The sequence below is a fragment of the Bradyrhizobium sp. CCBAU 53351 genome (assembly GCF_015291745.1).
Classification (GTDB): Bacteria; Pseudomonadota; Alphaproteobacteria; order Rhizobiales; family Xanthobacteraceae; genus Bradyrhizobium.
In genome coordinates this window covers 5,553,733-5,571,693 of record NZ_CP030059.1, presented here as the reverse complement: position 1 = coordinate 5,571,693, position 17,961 = coordinate 5,553,733, and the positions used below count along the sequence as shown (strand labels likewise).

The following is a 17,961-nucleotide window of genomic DNA, read 5'->3' as shown; positions in this document are numbered from 1 at the left end:
GATTGAAATCGCATCGGGGGCGCCGGTCGTTGGTCGATTTGCAGACGGATCTCCCGTCCGAAGCACTGCGGTCATGGGCAATCCTAGGGTCAGTCGCGGCTCAGCGCCACCACGGGGTCGAGGAACGCGGCGCGGCGGGCGGGGAAGAAGCCGAAGGCGACCCCGATCCCGGTCGAGGTCAGGAACGCTGCGCCGATCGAGAACGTCGAATAGCTGACCTGGAAGCCCGGCACGGCAACGTTGACGGCGAGCCCGAGCAGCACCGCGACGACGATGCCGGCGATGCCGCCGATGGACGAAATCAGGGTCGCCTCCACCAGGAATTGCTGGAGGATGTCGCTACGCCTGGCGCCGACCGCCATGCGCACGCCGATCTCGCCGATCCGCTCCGAGACAGAGACCAGCATGATGTTCATGACGCCAATGCCGCCCACGACCAGCGAGATCACCGCGATCGCCGCCACCAGGAACGCCAGCGTCTGCGTCGTGCTGGTGATGGTGCGGCGGATGTCGTCGGTGTTGAGGATGACGAAATCCCTGGTGTTGTGCCGCTGCGTCAGCAGCGTCGTCACCGCGTCCTGCGCCAGATTGGTCGAGATATCGTCGCTGATCCGCAGCAGAATGCTGCGCAGCGAACGATCGCCCGTGAACTGGGCCTGCACGGTGGTGTAGGGCAGGTAGACCGACAGGTTCTGGTTCGAGCCGAATCCGCCCTGCTGCTGGGCGATCACGCCGACGATGCGGCACGGCACCTTGCCGAGCCAGATCACGCGGCCGACGCCTGCGGTCTGGTCGTCGGCGAAGAACGTCTTGCGGGTATTGTCGTCGATGACGGCCTGCCGCTCGATGTTGCGGGTCGCCTCGGTGTCGAACAAACGGCCCTTCGCGAGCTTGGCACCTTTGACCTTGAAATAGCTCTCGCCGACGCCGTTCACCAGCACGTTGGACTCGTTGCCGCGATACCGCACCGTGGTGCTGGTCGAAACCGTCGGCGTGACCCCCGCAATGAAGGCCTGCCGGTCGAGCGCGCGGGCGTCGTCCAGCACCAGCGTCTTGATCTTGCTCGCCCGCGCGTCGCCGAAATCCTTGCCTGGAAACACCTCGATCGTGTTGGTGCCGAGGTTCGAAATGTCGGACAGCACCTTGCGCTGTGATGCGTTGCCGAGTGCGACCACGGACGACACCGCGGCGATGCCGATGATGATGCCGAGCATGGTGAGGAAGGCGCGAAGCCGGTGCGCGGCCATCGCAACCAGCGCCATCCGCGAGGCCTCGCGCAGGCGCCGCAACGCGGCGGACCAGCCCGGGCCGTTGCCCCACGGCGTCCGCGCTACCGTGACGGGCCGCTCCGGGGTGTCCGTTGTTCCGGCGCGGCGATCGGAGACGATCTTGCCGTCCCGCAGCTCGATGACGCGCTCGGCCCGTGCGGCGACATCGGCATCGTGGGTGACGATGATGATCGTCCTCCCCTCGCGGCGCAGCTCCTCCAGGATCTTCAGGACCTCCTCGCCGCTGCGCCGGTCGAGCGCGCCGGTGGGCTCGTCCGCCAGGATGACCTCGGCGTCGTTGATCAGCGCCCGAGCGATCGAGACGCGCTGTTGCTGTCCGCCCGAGAGCTGGTTCGGGCGATGGCCTCGCCGGTCGTTGACGCCGAGTCTTGCGAGGAGCTGCTCGGCTCGCGCACGGCGGTCGCGGGCCTTCATCCCGGCATAGATCGCGGGGATCTCGACATTCTCGCCGGCAGAGAGGTCGCCGAGCAGATGATAGCGCTGGAAGATGAAGCCGAAATGCTCGCGGCGCAGCGCCGCCAGCGCATCGGCGTCGAGCTCGGAGGCGTTCTGGCCGGCAACGCGGTAGGTGCCGGAGGTGGGGCGATCGAGGCAGCCGAGGATATTGAGCAGCGTCGATTTGCCCGATCCGGACGAGCCGACGATCGCCACCAGCTCGCCGGGCCGGATGCTCAGCGAGATATCGTCGAGCGCGACCACGCTGACGTCGCCGGTCGCGAACTCCCGCCGAACGTTCTCGATTGCGATGATCGGATCGGCCATGTCAGAGACCTCCGGGCGGGCCGCCCGACACGCTGCGCGATGCGGTCTGCTCGTTGGCCTCTCCGGTGACGACCCGCTCGCCTTCGTCGAGGCCGGACCTGATCTCGACCGTCGTGCGATCGTTGAGTCCGGTCTTGACCTCGCGCTCGCTGACGTCACCCCTCGTATTGAGGGTGCGGACGGTACTGCGGCCGTCGGATTTCCGGATCAGCGCGAGCGCAGGGATGACCTTCACGCGCTTGGCCTCGCCGGTGATGATGTGCACCTCGGCGGTCATGTAGGTCCGCAGCGAGAGCTCGTTGTTGGGGACGTTGAAAACGCCGATGTAGTAGATGGCGGTGCTGGTGGAACTCGATGAACTCGAACTCGTGCTCGAACCCGACGTGGTGGTCGAGGAGAAGCTGGCGTCGCTCTTGATCGATTCGGGCGCCGGCTCGATCTGCTCCAGCTTGGCCTCGTAGCGATGGTCCTGGTCGCCGAGGATGGTGAAGTAGAGCGATTGCCCCGGCTTGACCTTGACGATGTCGGCCTCGGAAATCTCCGCGCGCACGGTCATCGTCTCGAGCTGGCCGAGCACGACGATGGTGGGCGCGGACTGGACCGCGTTGACCGTCTGTCCTTCCTGCACCACGGTGGCAAGCACCGTGCCGTCGATCGGCGCGGTGATGCGTGTGTAGTCGAGGTTGACGCGCGCGGTCTCGACGCTGGCTTCAGCCCCCACGATCAGGGCTTCGAGCGCGGCGATCTGGGCGCGGGTCTGCCGCACGGTAGAATCGGCGCTGTCGAAATCGCTGCGGGAGGTGGCGCGTTGCGCCAACGTCGCCTGCTGGCGCGCGAGGTTCGCCTCGGCCAGAACCAGCGCAGCCTCCTTCTCGACCTTCTGCGCTCGGTAGTTCTTCAGCGACGCCTCGGAGCTGCGCAGATCGTTCTGCTTGGTGACGGGGTCGATCTGGGCGATGACGTCGCCGGCCTTGACGGTGTCGCCGACGCGGACGTTGAGGGCGGTGATCCGTCCCGACACTTGTGCGCCGACAGCGGTGAGGCGCGCCGGCTTCAGCGTGCCGCTCGCTAGCACCTCCTCGCGCAGATCGCTGACGGTGACCGGCGCGGTGATGTAGGACTGCGCCTTGCTCGACGTTCCCGGAACGCGCGTGGCTGCGACCACGCCGGCAGTTACGACGGCAACGATCGCCGCGCCGATCTTCAGGCGTTTGGCGGTGATGATCTCGATCACTTCTGCGCCTCTCGCAAGTGAGGTCCCGTGTTGGTGTCGACGATGATCGGCCTCGACACGCCGACCGGATCGGACCAGCCGCCGCCGAGCGCCTTTGCCAGTGCAATGTAGTATTTGGCCGCCGACACCTTGCTCTGGATCAGCGAATCCTCGGCGGAATAGAGCGAACGCTCGGCGTCCAGCACGTCGATGAAGCTGGCGCTGCCGCTCTCGAACAGCGATCGCGACAGCCGTGCGGCTTCGCGGTAGTTCCTGGCCGCTTCCGACAGCTTGGTGGCACGGACGCGTTCGCGCGACAGCGAGACCAGGGCGTTCTCGACGTCCTCGAGTGCGGTGAGCAGGGTCGAATGGAACGTGGCGAACGCCTGATCGCGTTGCGCCTCCGCAATCCTGACGGTGGCCAGGCGCTTGCCTGCGTCGAACACCGGCACGGTGATCGAGGGCCCGACCGACCAGCTCAGGCTTGAATATTTGGCGAGATCGCCGGCGCGTATCGCGGAGGTGCCGACCGAGCCGGTCAGCGACACCGCGGGATAGCGGTCGGCCTCGGCCTGGCCGATCCTGGCGGTCGCCTGCGCCAGCTTGTGCTCCGCGCTGGCGAGATCGGGGCGGCTCATCAGGAGATCGGCGGGCAGCCCGGTGGGCAGGGGCATGCGCGGCGCCGGCACGGGCGCGGACCGGGCCATCAACGAGGCGACGCCGTCAGGCGGTCGCCCGAGCAGGATTCCCAGCCGATGAATGTCGGCCGCAAGCGCCGCCTGATAGGTCGGGACGTTAGCTTCCGTGCTCGCGGCTTGCGCGGTGGCCTTGGCGAGATCGACAGCGTTGCCGCTGCCGGCCTCGTATTTACTGCGGGTCAGCTTTTCGGTGTCGCGCTGAGAGACCGATGTTTGCCGCGCCAGCGCGATCCGCGCCTGGTAGCCACGCGCCTCGACGTAGTAAGCGGCGACGTCGCCGATCAGCGTGACGAGGCTGTTGCGCAGATCCTCCTCCGCCGATTGCTGCCCGCCCACCGCCGCTTCGATGCTCCGTTGCGTGCCGCCGAACAGGTCGAGCTCCCAGCTCGAATCGAAGCTTCCCTGGTGCAGCGTGTAGGGCGCTGTGTCGGCGACGGCCGAGGCGGAGGTCCCGCTGGTCTTGTTGTCGGTCACCGACGCCGAGCCGCTCACGGACGGAAACAGGCCTGCCGCCGTCTGTTGCAGCGTAGCGCGCGCCTCGCGCACGACGGCTTTTGCCTTCGCAACGTCGGGATTGGCTTCGACGGCCTGTTCGATCAGCCGGTTGAGCAGGGGATCGCGCAAGCGCAGCCACCAGCGATCGAGCTTGCCGGTGTCCCGGTGCGGGGCGGTGCCGGCGCTCCAGTGCGAGGGCAAGGCGAGTCGGGGCGGGCCAGCGTAATCCGGGCCGACAGCGCAGCCGGCCAATGTCGCGCCCAGCAACAGCGCGGCGCAGGCCAATCCGGCGCGCGAGCTGGGGCTGCGCAACGGCGCGGGCTTTGGAAGAGGAGCCTCATTGGCAAATGGCAGGGGACTTGCGACGAACACGTATGGCGGCATCAAATCGGCTGAAATCCATGGACCTCGGTCCGGGGGAGATTTGCGGTCCTCTGGGGGGAGCGAGGGCGACCGCCACTAGCCGGCCGATCGTGGCCTTTCGGCAGCCGGAATGTTGCTGAATGTAAACAGGTATTGCCAGACGTCTCGGCGCGGCCGAACGGCTGACGTCCCATAGCCCGTGGCCCGGGTGGAGCGAAGGCGCATTCCGAGGCCGCTCGCCAGTGTTCGGCCCCGTCGCGGATTGCGCTGGCGCTCCATCCGGGCTACGCGTCCGCGCCTGTGTCGGCCCCCTGTCAATCCGCTCGCGCAAAAATATTCCACTTTACCGAAATTCGGTTTTGGCGTATGTGTCGGCCATCCCGGCTCATCCAGGAGGGGCGATCTCGAGGTCGTCTTGATCGCGAGCCGGCTTGCGGTGGACGCGGCAGCGTCGGCATGAGAGGTGCGGGCAGGGCGGGGTGTCCCTGTGAGCCCGCGGCCGCGTGCAGACGAGCGGCGCTGCTAGGCTTCGTCTCGCCTGTAAGTTTCGTAGCTCCGTCGACGGGGTTGGAAATACTGCGGCGAAATGGCGGGCCGTGCGTACGGCAAAACCGTGTGGTCCTGGCCGTCGTTGCTACGGTCAAGCCCGTTCGAAGATGCGCGCGAGCCCAACCGGGTGGAGGGCATCGTCAATTCGAACGGCGAGGGAGGCCAGAAGAAAGTTCGGCTCCCGGGAGAGCGCGGCATAAGCCGTCCGACCATCGCGCAGGGAAGGCCGAGTGATCGGCACCACCTGTATGCTGCTGTGCGGTTTTCTGCGTGCGCGTGCATTTCGCGCAGCGGACCGCGGGTGTCTGTCGGCACCCGGTCTTCCCTGCATCCTCTTGGCTCAAGAGGGACGAAAGACGAAGCAAGGCTCGGGTGAAATCCACCGCGAGATCGGGAGGGCATGTCTGCGATTTGAGCGAGCGACGGAGGCCGGCGATGGTACGCTCTGCTTCGTGGGTCCCGGCCCTGCGCGGCAACGCTCAAGCGCCTTGCGCTTTTATCGGGACACCTTTCACCACGAAATCGGAATTCGCCGCGCAAATCCGCCCAGATCGGAGTCGGGGCTCAGCGGCTGTCGGTCGAGCGGCCGATTGTTGTTACTGCGTGCGAAGGAGGCGCCGGGCGGAAAGGCATAGTCGGTAAACTTGCGCTCGCCGGGGAGTACCTCGGTCCCGCCGTCGAGCCACGATCGCTTGCTGACATAGATGCGCGTGCGCGGATCGGATTGGTAGGAACGATTGGGGCCGCGCGGGCCGTACTCGTAAACCGCGTCCCGGGCCGCTCGCGGCTCGCGCTTGCCGGCGGTGGCGGGATGAGCGATGAGGGTCGAGGCGAGGAGGGCGGCCAGCACTGCTCGGGTCGTTACATGCGCGTTCATCGGACAACATCCTGTGCGAATTTCCTGACGCGGCCGCCTCTCGCACCGACTTAAGAGCCTGTAAAGAATCCCGGCGTTGCGCGATGTTGCTGGGCCACTGCATGGGCAAGGCGACCGCGCGGCCGCTTCGAGGCGGCTCGGTCGGCGCCCACAATGCGCGCGGTCATTGCGGTCGCGCTGCTCACGCGTCCGATCGACCAATCAAATTCAACGACCGGAAACAATGCAGCAATCTCCAGGCCACACCGCGGCCACAGCCGTCTCGTTTCAGAGCAGGCGAGGTATCGTTGAGGTGTGGAATGTCGTTTTTGCGGGCCGGGCTGATCGTCGTGGCGATGAGTGCTGTATCGATTGCAGGTTCACTCACGCTTGTGCTGTTGCCGCGGCCGGTGGCGGCGCAGGCGATGCAGTCGATCGTCGTCGAAGGCAATCGCCGCGTGGAGGCCGAGACGGTCCGCTCCTATTTCAAGCCCGGCCCGGGCGGGCATCTCGATCAATCCGCCGTCGATGACGGGCTCAAGGCGCTGATCGCGACCGGCCTGTTCCAGGACGTGAAGGTCAATCAGGCCGGCGGTCGCATCGTGGTGTCGGTGGTCGAAAACGCCGTGATCGGCCGTATCGCATTCGAGGGCAACAAGAAGATCAAGGACGAGCAGCTCTCGGGGGAGATCCAGTCCAAGCCGCGCGGATCATTCTCGCGGGCGCTGGTGCAGTCCGACACGCTGCGCATCGCCGAAATCTACCGGCGCTCCGGCCGTTACGATGTCCGCGTCACGCCCGAGATCATCGAACAGCCGAACAACCGCGTCGACCTCATCTTCACGGTCGAGGAGGGTGCCAAGACCTCGGTCAAGTCGGTCGACTTCGTCGGCAACAGCGCGTTCTCGGCCTCGCGCCTGCGCGACATCATCAAGACGCACGAGAGAAACCTGCTCAGCTTCCTCGGCAACAACGACATCTACGATCCCGATCGCGTCGAGGCCGACCGCGATCTGATCCGCCGCTTCTATCTTAAGAACGGTTACGCCGACGTCCAGGTCGTCGCCGCGCTCACCGAATACGATCCGGAGAAGAAGGGCTTTCTGGTGACCTTCAAGATCGAGGAAGGCGCTCAATATCGCATCGGCTCCGTCGACTTCCGCTCCAGTATTCCCAATTTCGACACGGGCTCGCTTCGCACCTATTCGCGCGTCAGCGCAGGCTCGCTCTACAACGTCGAGTTGGTCGAGAAATCGACCGAAGAGATGCAGATCGAGGCCTCGCGCCGCGGCTATGCCTTTGCCGTGGTCCGTCCCGGCGGCGACCGCAATTTCGAGGCGCACACCGTCTCCGTGGTGTTCACCATCGACGAGGGCCCGCGCACCTATATCGAGCGCATCAACCTGCGCGGCAACACCCGCACCCGCGACTATGTGATCCGCCGCGAGTTCGACATCTCCGAGGGCGATGCCTACAACCGCGCCCTGGTCGACCGTGCCGAACGGCGCCTGAAGAACCTCGACTACTTCAAGAGCGTGAAGATCACGACCGAGCCCGGCTCCTCCAGCGATCGCGTCATTCTGATCGTCGACATGGAAGAGAAATCGACCGGCGACTTCTCGATCTCGGGCGGTTACTCCACCACCGACGGCGCGCTGGCGGAAGTCTCGATCTCCGAGCGCAACCTGCTCGGGCGTGGGCTCTATGCCAAGGCATCGGTCAGCTACGGCCAGTATTCACGCGGCGTATCGTTGTCCTTCGTCGAGCCTTATCTGCTCGGCTACCGGATGGCGCTCGGATTCGACACCTATTGGAAGGAGCAGAAGTCGAACAGCTATACGAGCTACGGCGTGACCACGCTGGGCTTCTCCCCGCGCATCGGCCTTGCCTTGCGGGAGGACCTCTCGCTCCAGCTTCGCTATTCGCTCTACCAGCAGAGCATCACGCTCGCCAGCGCCTACAACAATTGCAACAACAACGCGTCGAACGCCTCGCTGGCCTATAATCCGACGCCAGCCTATATCCAGAACGTCCTGGGCGGTGCGGACCCGACCAATTCCACGAGCTCGGGAGTCTATGGCTATGGCTGCTACGGCGACGGCGAGTCGAGTCTGCCGGTTCGAAAGGAGCTGGCGAACGGCGCGACCTGGACCTCGGCGCTCGGCTACACGCTGAACTACAACACGCTCGACAACACCAAGAACCCGACGGACGGGTTGCTGGTCGATTTCCGGCAGGACTTCGCCGGAGTCGGCGGCGACGTCACCTATCTGAAGACCGTGCTGGACACCAAATACTACGCGCCGCTCGTCTCCGAGATCGTCAGCGTGATCCACCTCCAGGGCGGCCTGCTCAGCAAGCTCGGCAACCAGGATCTGCGCATGCTGGATCACTTCCAGATGGGGCCGAGCCTGGTGCGCGGCTTCGCCTCGAATGGCATCGGGCCGCGCGACATCACCTACTACAACTACGGCTCCAGCGGCGATGCGCTCGGCGGCACGAAATATTGGGGCGCGTCGGCGGAGCTGCAGATGCCGTTCTGGTTCCTTCCCAAGGAAGTAGGCCTCAAGGGCGCGGTCTACGCCGATGCCGGCTCGCTGTGGGGCTATCAGGGGCCGACGTCGTGGTCGGCCACCGGCGAAGTCAACACCAAGGCGTGCCCGACCTGCGGATTGCAATATGACGACGGCAGCACGGTGCGATCGTCGGTCGGCGTCGGCCTGATCTGGGCCTCGCCGTTCGGGCCGCTCCGCTTCGACTATGCGGTTCCGATCACGAAGGGCAAATACGACGTCGTCCAGGAGTTCAGGTTCGGCGGGGGGACGTCGTTCTAGAGCATGATCCGGAAAAGTGTGCAGCGGTTTTCCGAAAGATCATGCTCAAGAAAAGGGGCGTTAGCCCCCGAGGATCCGCCGGCAGGCATCGACGAAGACCTCCGCGCCGGTGACGATATCGGCATCGGCGGTGTTCTCGGTCCAGTGATGGCTGATGCCGCCGATCGACGGCACGAACAGCATCGCGGCGGGCATGACGGTCGCCAGCATCTGCGCATCGTGGCCGGCCCCGCTGGGCATGCGAATGGATCGCCCACCGGCCAGCGCCCGGCTTGCGGCTTCGATCGCATCCTGAAAGCCTGGATTCATCATGGCAGGCGCGCCGGTGCGCAGCTTTTCGACGGTGACGGTGCAGGGACCGTTCGCGCTGGCATCATTCGCCATGGCCCGCAGCAGCTGCTCCAGCCGGGCAATGACCGAAGGATCGTCGTCGCGGATCTGGAACAGCATTTCGGCGCCGCCCGGAATGATGCTCGGCGCGCCCGGGTCGAGCGTGATGCGCCCGGTGGTCCAGACCGTGCGCGGGCCGCAGGCGGCCGGAAAACGCTCGTCGATCGCGACGCAGAATTTGGCGAGCGCCAGCCCTGCATCCTTGCGCACGGCCATGCGCGTGGTGCCGGCATGGTTCTGCTCGCCGGCGAAATTGATCTGGTATTGCCAGATGCCGACGATGGAGGTCACGACACCGATCGCGAGCCTGCCGCTTTCGAGCGTGTCGCCCTGCTCGATATGTGCTTCGAGATATCCGACGTGGCGGCCCGGCTCGGCGCCGAGGCGCGGCCGGCCCGCAAGGCCCATCTCGGCGAGCGCATCGCGCATGGTCCGGCCGCTGGTGCGGTCGCGCGCCGCGTCGATGTCGGCTTCAGTCACCTGCCCGACATAGGAGCGCGAGCCGAGGAAATGACCGAAATGTCCCTCCTCGTCGCACCACGCCGCGACCTCGACCGCGCCTTTCAGCGAGGGGTCGGCGTTGAGCACGCGGGCGGCTTCGAGCGCATAGACGACGCCGAGCGGGCCATCGAGCCAGCCGGCGTAGTTCTGGCTCTCCAGGTGCGATCCAGCCAGCAGCTTGGGCCCGACCTTCGTGCTCGTGCCGAAGACATTGCCGATGCCGTCGATCGAAGCGGAGAGACCGGCATCGGGCAGCTTGCGTACGAGCCAGTCCAGCGAAAGCCTGTGCGGTTCGGAAAAGGTCGGCTTGTGCACGCCGGTCTTGTAGGCGCCGATGGCGCGCAGCGCACTGAGATCGGCGAGAACGCGCTTTCCATCGGCGCGCGGCATGGTGTCAGGCATGTTCGGCAACCTTCAGCGCCTCAGTGCGGATCTCCTCGACCAGCCGTTCCTTGAGCTGGACGAACTCGGGCGTAGTCTTGATCTTGTAGGAGCGCGGATGCGGCAGGTCCACGGTAATCTCGGCCTTGATGCGGCCTGGGCGCGCGCTCATGACGATGACGCGGCTGCCGAGGAAGATTGCCTCCTCGATGTCGTGAGTCACGAACAGCACGGTCTTCTGGTCGCGCTCCCAGATGGCCAGCAGCATCTCCTGCATCAAGGCGCGGGTCTGGTTGTCGAGCGCGCCGAACGGCTCGTCGAGCAGCAGGATTTTCGGATCGTTGGCGAGCGCGCGCGCGATCGCGGTGCGCTGCTGCATGCCGCCGGAGAGCTGCTTCGGCCAATGATTCTCGAAGCCGGACAATCCGACCTGGCGGATGAAGGCGTCCGCGATTCTGTTGCGCTCCGCCTCGGACACGCCGCGCTCGCGCAGGCCGAAGGCGATGTTCTCGCGCACGGTGAGCCAGGGAAACAGCGTGTAGGACTGGAACACCATGCCGCGATCGGCGCCGGGGCCCGTCACTTCGCGTCCGTCGAGCGTGACGCGCCCGTTGGTCGGGCGGTCGAGGCCGGCGACGATCCGCAGCAGCGTGGACTTGCCGCAGCCGGAGGGGCCGAGGATGGTGACGAAGTCGTTGTTGCCGATGATGAGGTCGGTCGGCTCCAGCGCCTTGGTCGGCGCGTTGCCGTGGCGCGCCGGGAAGGTGCGCGAGACCTGCTCGACCTTGAGGATCGTCATGCGAGCCTCCACGGAAACAACCAGGCGTTGAAGGCCTTGAACATGAAGTCCGAGAGCAGGCCGATCAGCCCGATCACGATGATGCCGAAGATGATCTGGCCCGTGTTGAGCAGCGCCTGGCTGTCGGTGATCATGTGACCGATGCCCGAGGACGAGCCGATCAGCTCGGCGACGATAACATAGGTCCAGGCCCAACCCAGCACCAGCCGCAGGATCTCCGCGATCTCGGGCGCGGAGGAGGGCAGCAGCACCCGGCGGATGATGCCGCGGTCGCTGGCGCCGAGCGTATAGGCGGCCTCGACCAGGTCGCGCCGCGTGGCGCCGACGGTCACCGCGACCATCAAAATGACTTGGAACACCGAGCCGATGAAGATGACGAGCAGTTTTTGCAATTCGCCGATCCCGGCCCACAGGATCAGAAGCGGAATGAAGGCGGAGGCGGGCAGATAGCGGGCGAAAGAGACGAACGGCTCGAGGAACGCTTCGACCGGCTTGTAGGCGCCCATCAGCAGTCCGAGCGGGACCGCGATGATCGCGGCGAGCACAAATCCGCCGACAACGCGCCAGATCGTCATGCCGATGTCGTACAGGAAGCCCTGCTTGGTGATCAGGTCGACGCCCTCCTGCACCATGGTGAGCGGGTTGGCGAGGAACACTTTCGACACATGGCCGCCGAAGGTGGCCCACGACCACAAGGCAACGAACACGACGAAGAACGCAAGGCCGTAAGCCAAGCGCTGCTTCGATGTAACAGGGTCCAGGGGACGCATCGACGATCTATCCGGGCAGTGAACGAAATTGCCGGCCCCGCCGTGAGACGAGGCCGGCAGCTCCTGGGTGACTTACTTGATGAAGCTGGCGTCGAAGAGGTCCTCGACCTTCGGCGCGGCCTTGATGATGCCGATCTCGAGCAGCAGCTCGGCGGCCTCCTTGTTGAAGGTCAGGAAGTCGCCGGCGAAGAACTTCTGGTTGGCGGCCTTGTCCTGCCAGCGCAGATATTTCGCCGAGTTGGCGAACTGCTCGCCGGTCTGCTTCACGTCGGCGCCCATGATCTCATAGGCCTTGGCCTGGTCCTTGGCGATCATGTCGAGCGCCTCGAAATAGCTGTCGGCAAGGGCCTTCGCGGCTTTCGGGTTCTCGGTCAGGAATCTCGGCGTGCAGCCGAAGGTGTCCATCACCATCGGATAGTCCAGCGTGGTCGCGATGATCTTGCCTTTGTCCGGCGCGGCGCGCACCGTCGACAGATAGGGCTCATAGGTCATGGCGGCATCGTTCTGGCCGGAGACGAAGGCCTGCGCGGCCGCGGCCGGCTCCAGGTTGACGACGGTGACGTCCTTCACGGTAAGGCCGTTCTTCTTGAGCATCCAGGCCAGCGCGAAATACGGCGAGGTGCCCGGCGCGGAGGCGGCGACGGTCTTGCCCTTGAGGTCCTTGATCGCGGCGACGTCGTTGCGCACGGCCATGCCGTCGGCGCCGAAGCTCTTGTCGAGCTGGAAGATCTGCTTGGTCGCAACGCCGTTGGCGTTCCAGGAAATCCAGGTTTCGACCGTCGTCGCCGCGCACTGGATGTCGCCGGAGGCGACGGCGAGATGGCGATCCTTCTGCGGAATCTTCTTGATTGTGACGTCGAGGCCGTTCTTCTTGAAGATGCCCGCCTCCTTCGCCAGCGTCAGCGGCGCAAACCCGGTCCATCCGGAGATGCCGACACCGACCTTGACGTCGTCGGCGAGCACGGGAGTGGCGGCCGCAAGAGCAATGATTGTCGCGAATATCGTCGAACTACGCATGATTGTCGTCCTCTGCCGATCGATGGATTGACGTCCTGTTGGTCTCTTCATGAAGCGTTGCACGATTTGTGCCGACATAGCCACTCAGCCTCCCTTGAATCGCGCGACAAGGCGGTGAGAGTCACCGGGATAGAGCAGGCGCACGGCGGTGATCGTGCGCGCGCTGCGCCAGGTGTAACGGTCGATCACGAGACAGGGCGCGCCGACGGCGATCGCGAGTGCGCCCGCCGTGTGATCGTCCGCGACGATGGCGCTGATCGTGTGCTCGGCCTCCGTCCATGGGACGTGATGAAGCAGCCACGAGCCGGGCGGCTCGCGGGAGAAGTCCGCGGTCGCGGCATCAGGTACGGACGACAGATCGATCAGCCTGTCCTCGACGGCGAACGGCACGTTGTCGGCGCTGTGCCGGCACGTGATCGCGACCACCTTGCCGGCCTTTTTGACACCGAGCCGGTCACGGTCGGCGGAGGTGGCGGTGCGCAGCTTGCGGTGGATCAGCTCATAACCGTAAGCGCGTCCGAGCGCGGTGATCTCGGCGCGGATGTCGGTAATCTGCAGAACGGCGGACTGATGCTGCGGCCGGCGCACGAAGGAGCCGGCGCGGCGCCGCCGCTCGATCAGATCGGCCTGCGCCAGCTCGGACAGCGCCTTGTTCACCGTCATGCGCGAGCAGCCGTAACGCGCGACCAGCTCGTGCTCGAAGGGAATGCGATGCCCGGGCGGCCATTCGCCGGTGAGGATGCGCTGCTCGATATCGGCGCGAATGCGCTTGTAGAGTGTCGGCTTGTCGGCGGCATCGGTGACGAGGCTCATGCAACGAGCCTCCGTACCGCCGCGTTGAAGCGCTCACGTGCGGCCTGGCGCAATCCATGCTGACCGCCCTTGACTACCTTGCGGCCGCCGGCCCAGACGCAATCGATCGCGCCGCTGCCCGCGGCAAAGATCCAGCCGTCGATGGCGGCATCGCCCCGACGCCCCGCCAGCGAGGGATGCGCTGCGTCGAGCGTGACGATGTCGGCACGTGCGCCAGGTGTGAGCCCGACTGTCTCCTGCGCCAGCGCCTGTGCGCCGCCCGCGAGCGCGTGATCGTACAGCGTGCGTCCGGTCGAGCGGCCTGCGCCCGCGGAGAGCACGTTGCGCTCGCGGTGCTTGAGCCGCTGGCCGTATTCGAGCTGGCGCAATTCGTCGGCGACGCCGACCAATACGTTGGAATCGGTGCCGACACCGAACGCGCCGCCGGCCGCGAGAAATTCACGTGCGGGAAAGATGCCATCACCGAGGCTCGCCTCGGTGATGGGGCAGAGGCCGGCGACCGCGCCGGCCTTGCCGAATGCGCCGACTTCCGCTTCCGTCATGTGGGTTGCGTGAATGAGGCACCAGCGCGGGTCGACCGGCGCGTGCTCCAGCAGCCATTGCACCGGGCGTCGTTCCGACCAGGCCAGGCAATCCTCGACTTCCCTGACCTGCTCGGCGGCATGAATATGCACCGGCCCGCCTTCCGCCAGCGGAATGATTGCCGCAAGCTCGTCCGGCGTCACCGCGCGCAGGCTGTGCGGCGCGATGCCGATATTCGCGCCGGGCAATGTGCTGATCGCCTTGCGCGAGGCCGTCATCAGCGCGGCGAACTGATCGACCGAGCAGATGAAGCGCCGCTGGCCGGCATGCGGCGCGGCGCCGCCGAAGGAGCCGTGCGCGTAGAAACTCGGCAGCAGCGTCAGCGCAATGCCGGACGCCTCAGCCGCCTGCGCGATGCGCGCGGCCATCTCGGCGATATCGGAATAGTGCGAGCCGTCGCGATCGTGATGCAGATAATGGAATTCGCCGACGCGGGTAAAACCCTGCTCCAGCATCTCGACATAAAGCAGGGTGGCGACGGCGGCGACATCGTCCGGCGTCATCGCCAGCGCGAAGCGGTACATCGTCTCGCGCCAGGTCCAGAACGTATCGTTGCTGTCCCCGCGCAGCTCGGCGAGGCCCGCCATGCCGCGCTGGAAGGCGTGGCTGTGCAGGCTCGCAAGTCCCGGAAGCGCGATGGCGTGGCGCTCGTCGCCGGCGGCAGGCTGTACGCCCGCAGTCACCTCCGCGATCGCGCCGGCGGTGATCACCACCTGCACGTCATTGGCCCAGCCCGAGGGCAGGAGCGCGGAGGCGAAATGCAGTCGGGACATGATTGATGACACGCCGGCTGGACAGAACCGCCTTACGATTATATGTCTAGACATATAAGTCAAGCATCCCAGGGCGCAGGGACATCCGCGAAGGGACCGTTGCATGGCAGAGCGCTTCGACCGGATCTGGCACAATGCCCGCCTCGCCACGATGCGGGCGGATCGTCCTGATCTCGGCGAGATCGAGCAGGGTGTGATCGCTGCACGCGGCGGCCGTATCGTTTACGCCGGAGCAGAAGCAGATTTCCCGGCGGATGCGGACGCCGTCGAGCGGATCGATTGCCAGGGGCGCTGGATCACGCCGGGGCTCGTCGACTGCCACACCCATCTGGTCTATGGCGGCAACCGCGCGCACGAATTCGAGCTGCGGCTCAAGGGTGCAAGCTACGAGGAGATCGCACGCGCCGGCGGCGGCATCGTCTCGACGGTGGCCGCGACACGCAAGGCAAGCGAGGCCGAACTCGTCGCCAGCGCGCTGCCGCGGCTCGATGCACTGATCGGCGAGGGCGCCACCACCGTCGAGATCAAGTCCGGCTATGGCCTGGATACCGAGACAGAGATGCGGCAGCTGTCAGCCGCGCGGAGCATCGGTCGTCAGCGGCCGGTTGCAATCCGCACGTCGTTTCTCGGAGCCCACGCCCTGCCGCTGGAGGCTGATGGCGACAAGGAGCGCTACATCGCTCTCGTCTGTAAAGAGATGCTGCCTGCGGTCGCGAAGGCCGGCCTTGCCGATGCCGTCGACGCGTTCATGGAGGGCATCGCGTTCTCGGCGGAACAGACGGCGCTTGTATTCGAGACGGCGAGACGGCTTGGGCTGCCGGTCAAGCTGCATGCCGACCAGCTCTCGAACCTCGGCGGTGCCGCGCTCGCCGCAAGATTCTCGGCGCTGTCGGCCGATCACTTGGAGCATACCGACGAAGCCGGCGCTGCCGCGATGGCGAAGGCCGGTACTGTGGCCGTGCTGCTGCCCGGCGCGTTCTACTTCATTCGCGAGACGCAGAAGCCGCCGGTCGAGGCCTTCCGAAGGCATGGCGTGCACATGGCGCTCGCCACCGACTGCAATCCCGGCAGCTCGCCGCTGACCTCGCTGCTGCTCACCATGAACATGGGCGCGACGCTGTTCAGGATGAATGTGGCCGAGTGCCTTGCCGGCGTGACCCGTGAAGGCGCGCGGGCGCTCGGCGTGCTGAACGAGACCGGTACGCTGGAAGCCGGCAAATGGTGCGATCTCGCGATCTGGGACATCGAACGGCCCGCTGAACTGGTCTACCGCATCGGCTTCAATCCGCTGCATCGGCGGGTGTGGAGGGGCCAGTGATGGAGCAGGGCGCAGCGATCGTCGTCAAGCCGGGAACGGTCAGCCTCGACGATCTCGCGCGTGTGCTTGCAGGTGCGCCTGTCGTCCTCCATTCCTCGTTCTGGCCGCGCGTGGACGCAGCCGCGGCGATTGTCGCGAAGGCTGCGCAAGCCGATGCTCCGGTCTACGGCATCAACACCGGGTTCGGGAAGCTCGCTTCGAAGCGCATCCCACCCGACCAGACCGCGCTGCTTCAACGCAACCTGATCGTGTCGCATTGTTGCGGCGTCGGTCCTGTGACGCCGCAGCCGATCGTCCGCCTGATGATGGCATTGAAGATCGTCTCGCTCGGACGCGGCGCCTCCGGCGTGCGCCGCGCGGTGATCGAGCAGTTGCAGGGCATGTTGGCGCAAGGCGTGTATCCGCTGGTGCCGCAGCAGGGCTCGGTCGGGGCCTCCGGCGATCTCGCGCCGCTTGCGCATATGACTGCGGTGATGATCGGCGAGGGGCAGGCGATCGTTGACGGCAAGATTGTATCCGGCCGCGAGGCGCTCGCCGCGGCCGGCCTCGTGCCGCTGACGCTCGGCCCCAAGGAAGGCCTCGCACTGATCAACGGCACGCAGTTCTCGACGGCCTATGCGATATCAGGCGTGCTGCGCGCCTTTGGCCTCGCGCGTGCCGCGCTCGTCACCGGTGCATTGTCGGTCGATGCGGCGATGGCCTCGACGGCGCCATTCCGTCCTGAAATTCAGGCGCTGCGCGGCCATGCCGGTCAGATCGCCGCGGCGGCGACGCTTACGGCGTTGCTGGACGGCAGCGACATCCGCCTGTCGCATCTCGATGGCGACGAGCGCGTGCAGGATCCTTATTGCCTGCGCTGCCAGCCGCAGGTCGCGGGCGCGGCGCTCGATCTGATCACGCAGGCTGCCCGCACGCTGATCGTCGAGGCCAACGCGGTCACCGACAATCCGTTGGTGCTGGTCGAGACCGGCGAGATCGTCTCCGGCGGCAATTTCCACGCCGAGCCGGTGGCGTTTGCCGCCGATGCGATTGCGCTGGCGCTATCCGAGATCGGCGCGATTAGCGAGCGGCGCATTGCGACGCTGGTCGATCCCGCACTCAATTTCGGCCTGCCGCCGTTCCTCACTCCCGATCCCGGCATCAATTCCGGCTTCATGATCGCCGAGGTGACGGCCGCCGCGCTCTATGCCGAGAACAAGCAGCGGGCGCTCGCCTGCTCGATCGACTCGACGCCGACCAGCGCCAACCAGGAAGATCACGTCTCGATGGCGGCGCACGCCGCGCGGCGCCTTTCCGACATGGCCGACAATCTCGCCGCCATCCTCGGCATCGAGCTGCTGGTCGCCGCCCAAGGCATTACGCTCCGCGCGCCGCATGCGACCAGCGCGCCGCTCATTGCCGTCATCGCCGCATTGCGCGAGCAGGTGCCTGCACTCGGCGCCGACCGTTACATGGCCGGCGATCTCGCCAGGGCCGCCGCACTGGTCGAAGCCGACGCGCTGCCGGCGGCCGCACTCACAGCGCTGCCATCCGATCCGTTTCCGAGACTTGATTGAGA

The 17,961-nt window shown here is 66.0% G+C and carries 13 protein-coding genes; 3 read left to right on the top strand and 10 right to left on the bottom strand.

From position 1 onward, the window contains the following. Positions 1 to 89 precede the first annotated feature (89 nt). From XH83_RS26475 to XH83_RS26460, 4 genes are all read right to left on the bottom strand, one after another. Positions 90 to 2,051 (bottom strand): MacB family efflux pump subunit, encoded by a 1,962-nt coding sequence (locus XH83_RS26475; RefSeq protein ID WP_194403620.1) that lies wholly within the window; start codon positions 2,049 to 2,051, stop codon positions 90 to 92. Between the two features lies 1 nt (position 2,052). After that, positions 2,053 to 3,285, bottom strand: a complete 1,233-nt coding sequence (locus XH83_RS26470) for an efflux RND transporter periplasmic adaptor subunit (protein WP_194403619.1) — start codon at positions 3,283 to 3,285, stop codon at positions 2,053 to 2,055. After that, on the bottom strand, positions 3,282 to 4,769 hold the full coding sequence (locus XH83_RS26465) for an efflux transporter outer membrane subunit (protein WP_246776329.1): 1,488 nt from the start codon (positions 4,767 to 4,769) through the stop codon (positions 3,282 to 3,284). The genes XH83_RS26470 and XH83_RS26465 overlap by 4 nt, the downstream gene beginning before the upstream one ends. A 1,111-nt stretch (positions 4,770 to 5,880) precedes the next feature. Beyond that, positions 5,881 to 6,246: a hypothetical protein gene (locus XH83_RS26460; protein WP_194403617.1), complete on the bottom strand. Its 366-nt coding sequence runs from the start codon at positions 6,244 to 6,246 to the stop codon at positions 5,881 to 5,883. 335 nt (positions 6,247 to 6,581) lie between these two features. On the opposite strand from XH83_RS26460, the gene bamA reads away from it, so the two are divergent. Further along, positions 6,582 to 9,059: an outer membrane protein assembly factor BamA gene (bamA, locus tag XH83_RS26455; protein ID WP_371746367.1), complete on the top strand. Its 2,478-nt coding sequence runs from the start codon at positions 6,582 to 6,584 to the stop codon at positions 9,057 to 9,059. A gap of 60 nt (positions 9,060 to 9,119) precedes the next feature. On the opposite strand, the gene XH83_RS26450 is transcribed toward bamA, so the two are convergent. The 6 genes from XH83_RS26450 to XH83_RS26425 form a co-directional block, all read right to left on the bottom strand. Continuing rightward, on the bottom strand, positions 9,120 to 10,352 hold the full coding sequence (locus XH83_RS26450) for a Zn-dependent hydrolase (RefSeq protein WP_194403615.1): 1,233 nt from the start codon (positions 10,350 to 10,352) through the stop codon (positions 9,120 to 9,122). After that, positions 10,345 to 11,130, bottom strand: a complete 786-nt coding sequence (locus tag XH83_RS26445; RefSeq protein WP_194403614.1) for an ABC transporter ATP-binding protein — start codon at positions 11,128 to 11,130, stop codon at positions 10,345 to 10,347. Before XH83_RS26445 ends, XH83_RS26450 begins: the two co-directional genes overlap by 8 nt. Continuing rightward, complete coding sequence (locus tag XH83_RS26440) at positions 11,127 to 11,900, bottom strand: ABC transporter permease (protein ID WP_063202669.1); 774 nt, start codon at positions 11,898 to 11,900, stop codon at positions 11,127 to 11,129. The genes XH83_RS26445 and XH83_RS26440 overlap by 4 nt, the downstream gene beginning before the upstream one ends. Positions 11,901 to 11,972: 72 nt before the next feature. Beyond that, positions 11,973 to 12,917 (bottom strand): ABC transporter substrate-binding protein, encoded by a 945-nt coding sequence (locus XH83_RS26435; RefSeq protein WP_194403613.1) that lies wholly within the window; start codon positions 12,915 to 12,917, stop codon positions 11,973 to 11,975. 84 nt (positions 12,918 to 13,001) lie between these two features. Beyond that, positions 13,002 to 13,730 carry a histidine utilization repressor gene (gene hutC, locus XH83_RS26430; RefSeq protein WP_194403612.1) on the bottom strand — a complete coding sequence of 243 codons (729 nt, stop codon included), beginning with the start codon at positions 13,728 to 13,730 and terminating at the stop codon, positions 13,002 to 13,004. Further along, entirely contained in the window at positions 13,727 to 15,085 is a 1,359-nt protein-coding gene (locus XH83_RS26425) for a formimidoylglutamate deiminase (protein ID WP_194403611.1), read from the bottom strand. Before XH83_RS26425 ends, hutC begins: the two co-directional genes overlap by 4 nt. Positions 15,086 to 15,188: 103 nt before the next feature. On the opposite strand from XH83_RS26425, the gene hutI reads away from it, so the two are divergent. Both hutI and hutH read left to right on the top strand, forming a co-directional pair. Next, the gene (gene hutI / locus XH83_RS26420) at positions 15,189 to 16,403 is read left to right on the top strand and encodes an imidazolonepropionase (RefSeq protein WP_194403610.1); all 1,215 of its coding nucleotides are present in this window, start codon (positions 15,189 to 15,191) and stop codon (positions 16,401 to 16,403) included. Beyond that, positions 16,400 to 17,959 carry a histidine ammonia-lyase gene (hutH, locus tag XH83_RS26415; RefSeq protein ID WP_194403609.1) on the top strand — a complete coding sequence of 520 codons (1,560 nt, stop codon included), beginning with the start codon at positions 16,400 to 16,402 and terminating at the stop codon, positions 17,957 to 17,959. Before hutI ends, hutH begins: the two co-directional genes overlap by 4 nt. The last annotated feature ends 2 nt before the right edge of the window (positions 17,960 to 17,961 follow it).

Coding starts and splice junctions, on each gene's coding strand:
- XH83_RS26460 (WP_194403617.1), bottom strand. CDS start 6,246: ATGAACGCGCATGTAACGACCCGAGCAGTGCTGGCCGCCCTCCTCGCC.
- XH83_RS26475 (WP_194403620.1), bottom strand. CDS start 2,051: ATGGCCGATCCGATCATCGCAATCGAGAACGTTCGGCGGGAGTTCGCG.
- XH83_RS26425 (WP_194403611.1), bottom strand. CDS start 15,085: ATGTCCCGACTGCATTTCGCCTCCGCGCTCCTGCCCTCGGGCTGGGCC.
- XH83_RS26435 (WP_194403613.1), bottom strand. CDS start 12,917: ATGCGTAGTTCGACGATATTCGCGACAATCATTGCTCTTGCGGCCGCC.
- XH83_RS26445 (WP_194403614.1), bottom strand. CDS start 11,130: ATGACGATCCTCAAGGTCGAGCAGGTCTCGCGCACCTTCCCGGCGCGC.
- hutI (WP_194403610.1), top strand. CDS start 15,189: ATGGCAGAGCGCTTCGACCGGATCTGGCACAATGCCCGCCTCGCCACG.
- hutC (WP_194403612.1), bottom strand. CDS start 13,730: ATGAGCCTCGTCACCGATGCCGCCGACAAGCCGACACTCTACAAGCGC.
- XH83_RS26450 (WP_194403615.1), bottom strand. CDS start 10,352: ATGCCTGACACCATGCCGCGCGCCGATGGAAAGCGCGTTCTCGCCGAT.
- bamA (WP_371746367.1), top strand. CDS start 6,582: ATGAGTGCTGTATCGATTGCAGGTTCACTCACGCTTGTGCTGTTGCCG.
- XH83_RS26440 (WP_063202669.1), bottom strand. CDS start 11,900: ATGCGTCCCCTGGACCCTGTTACATCGAAGCAGCGCTTGGCTTACGGC.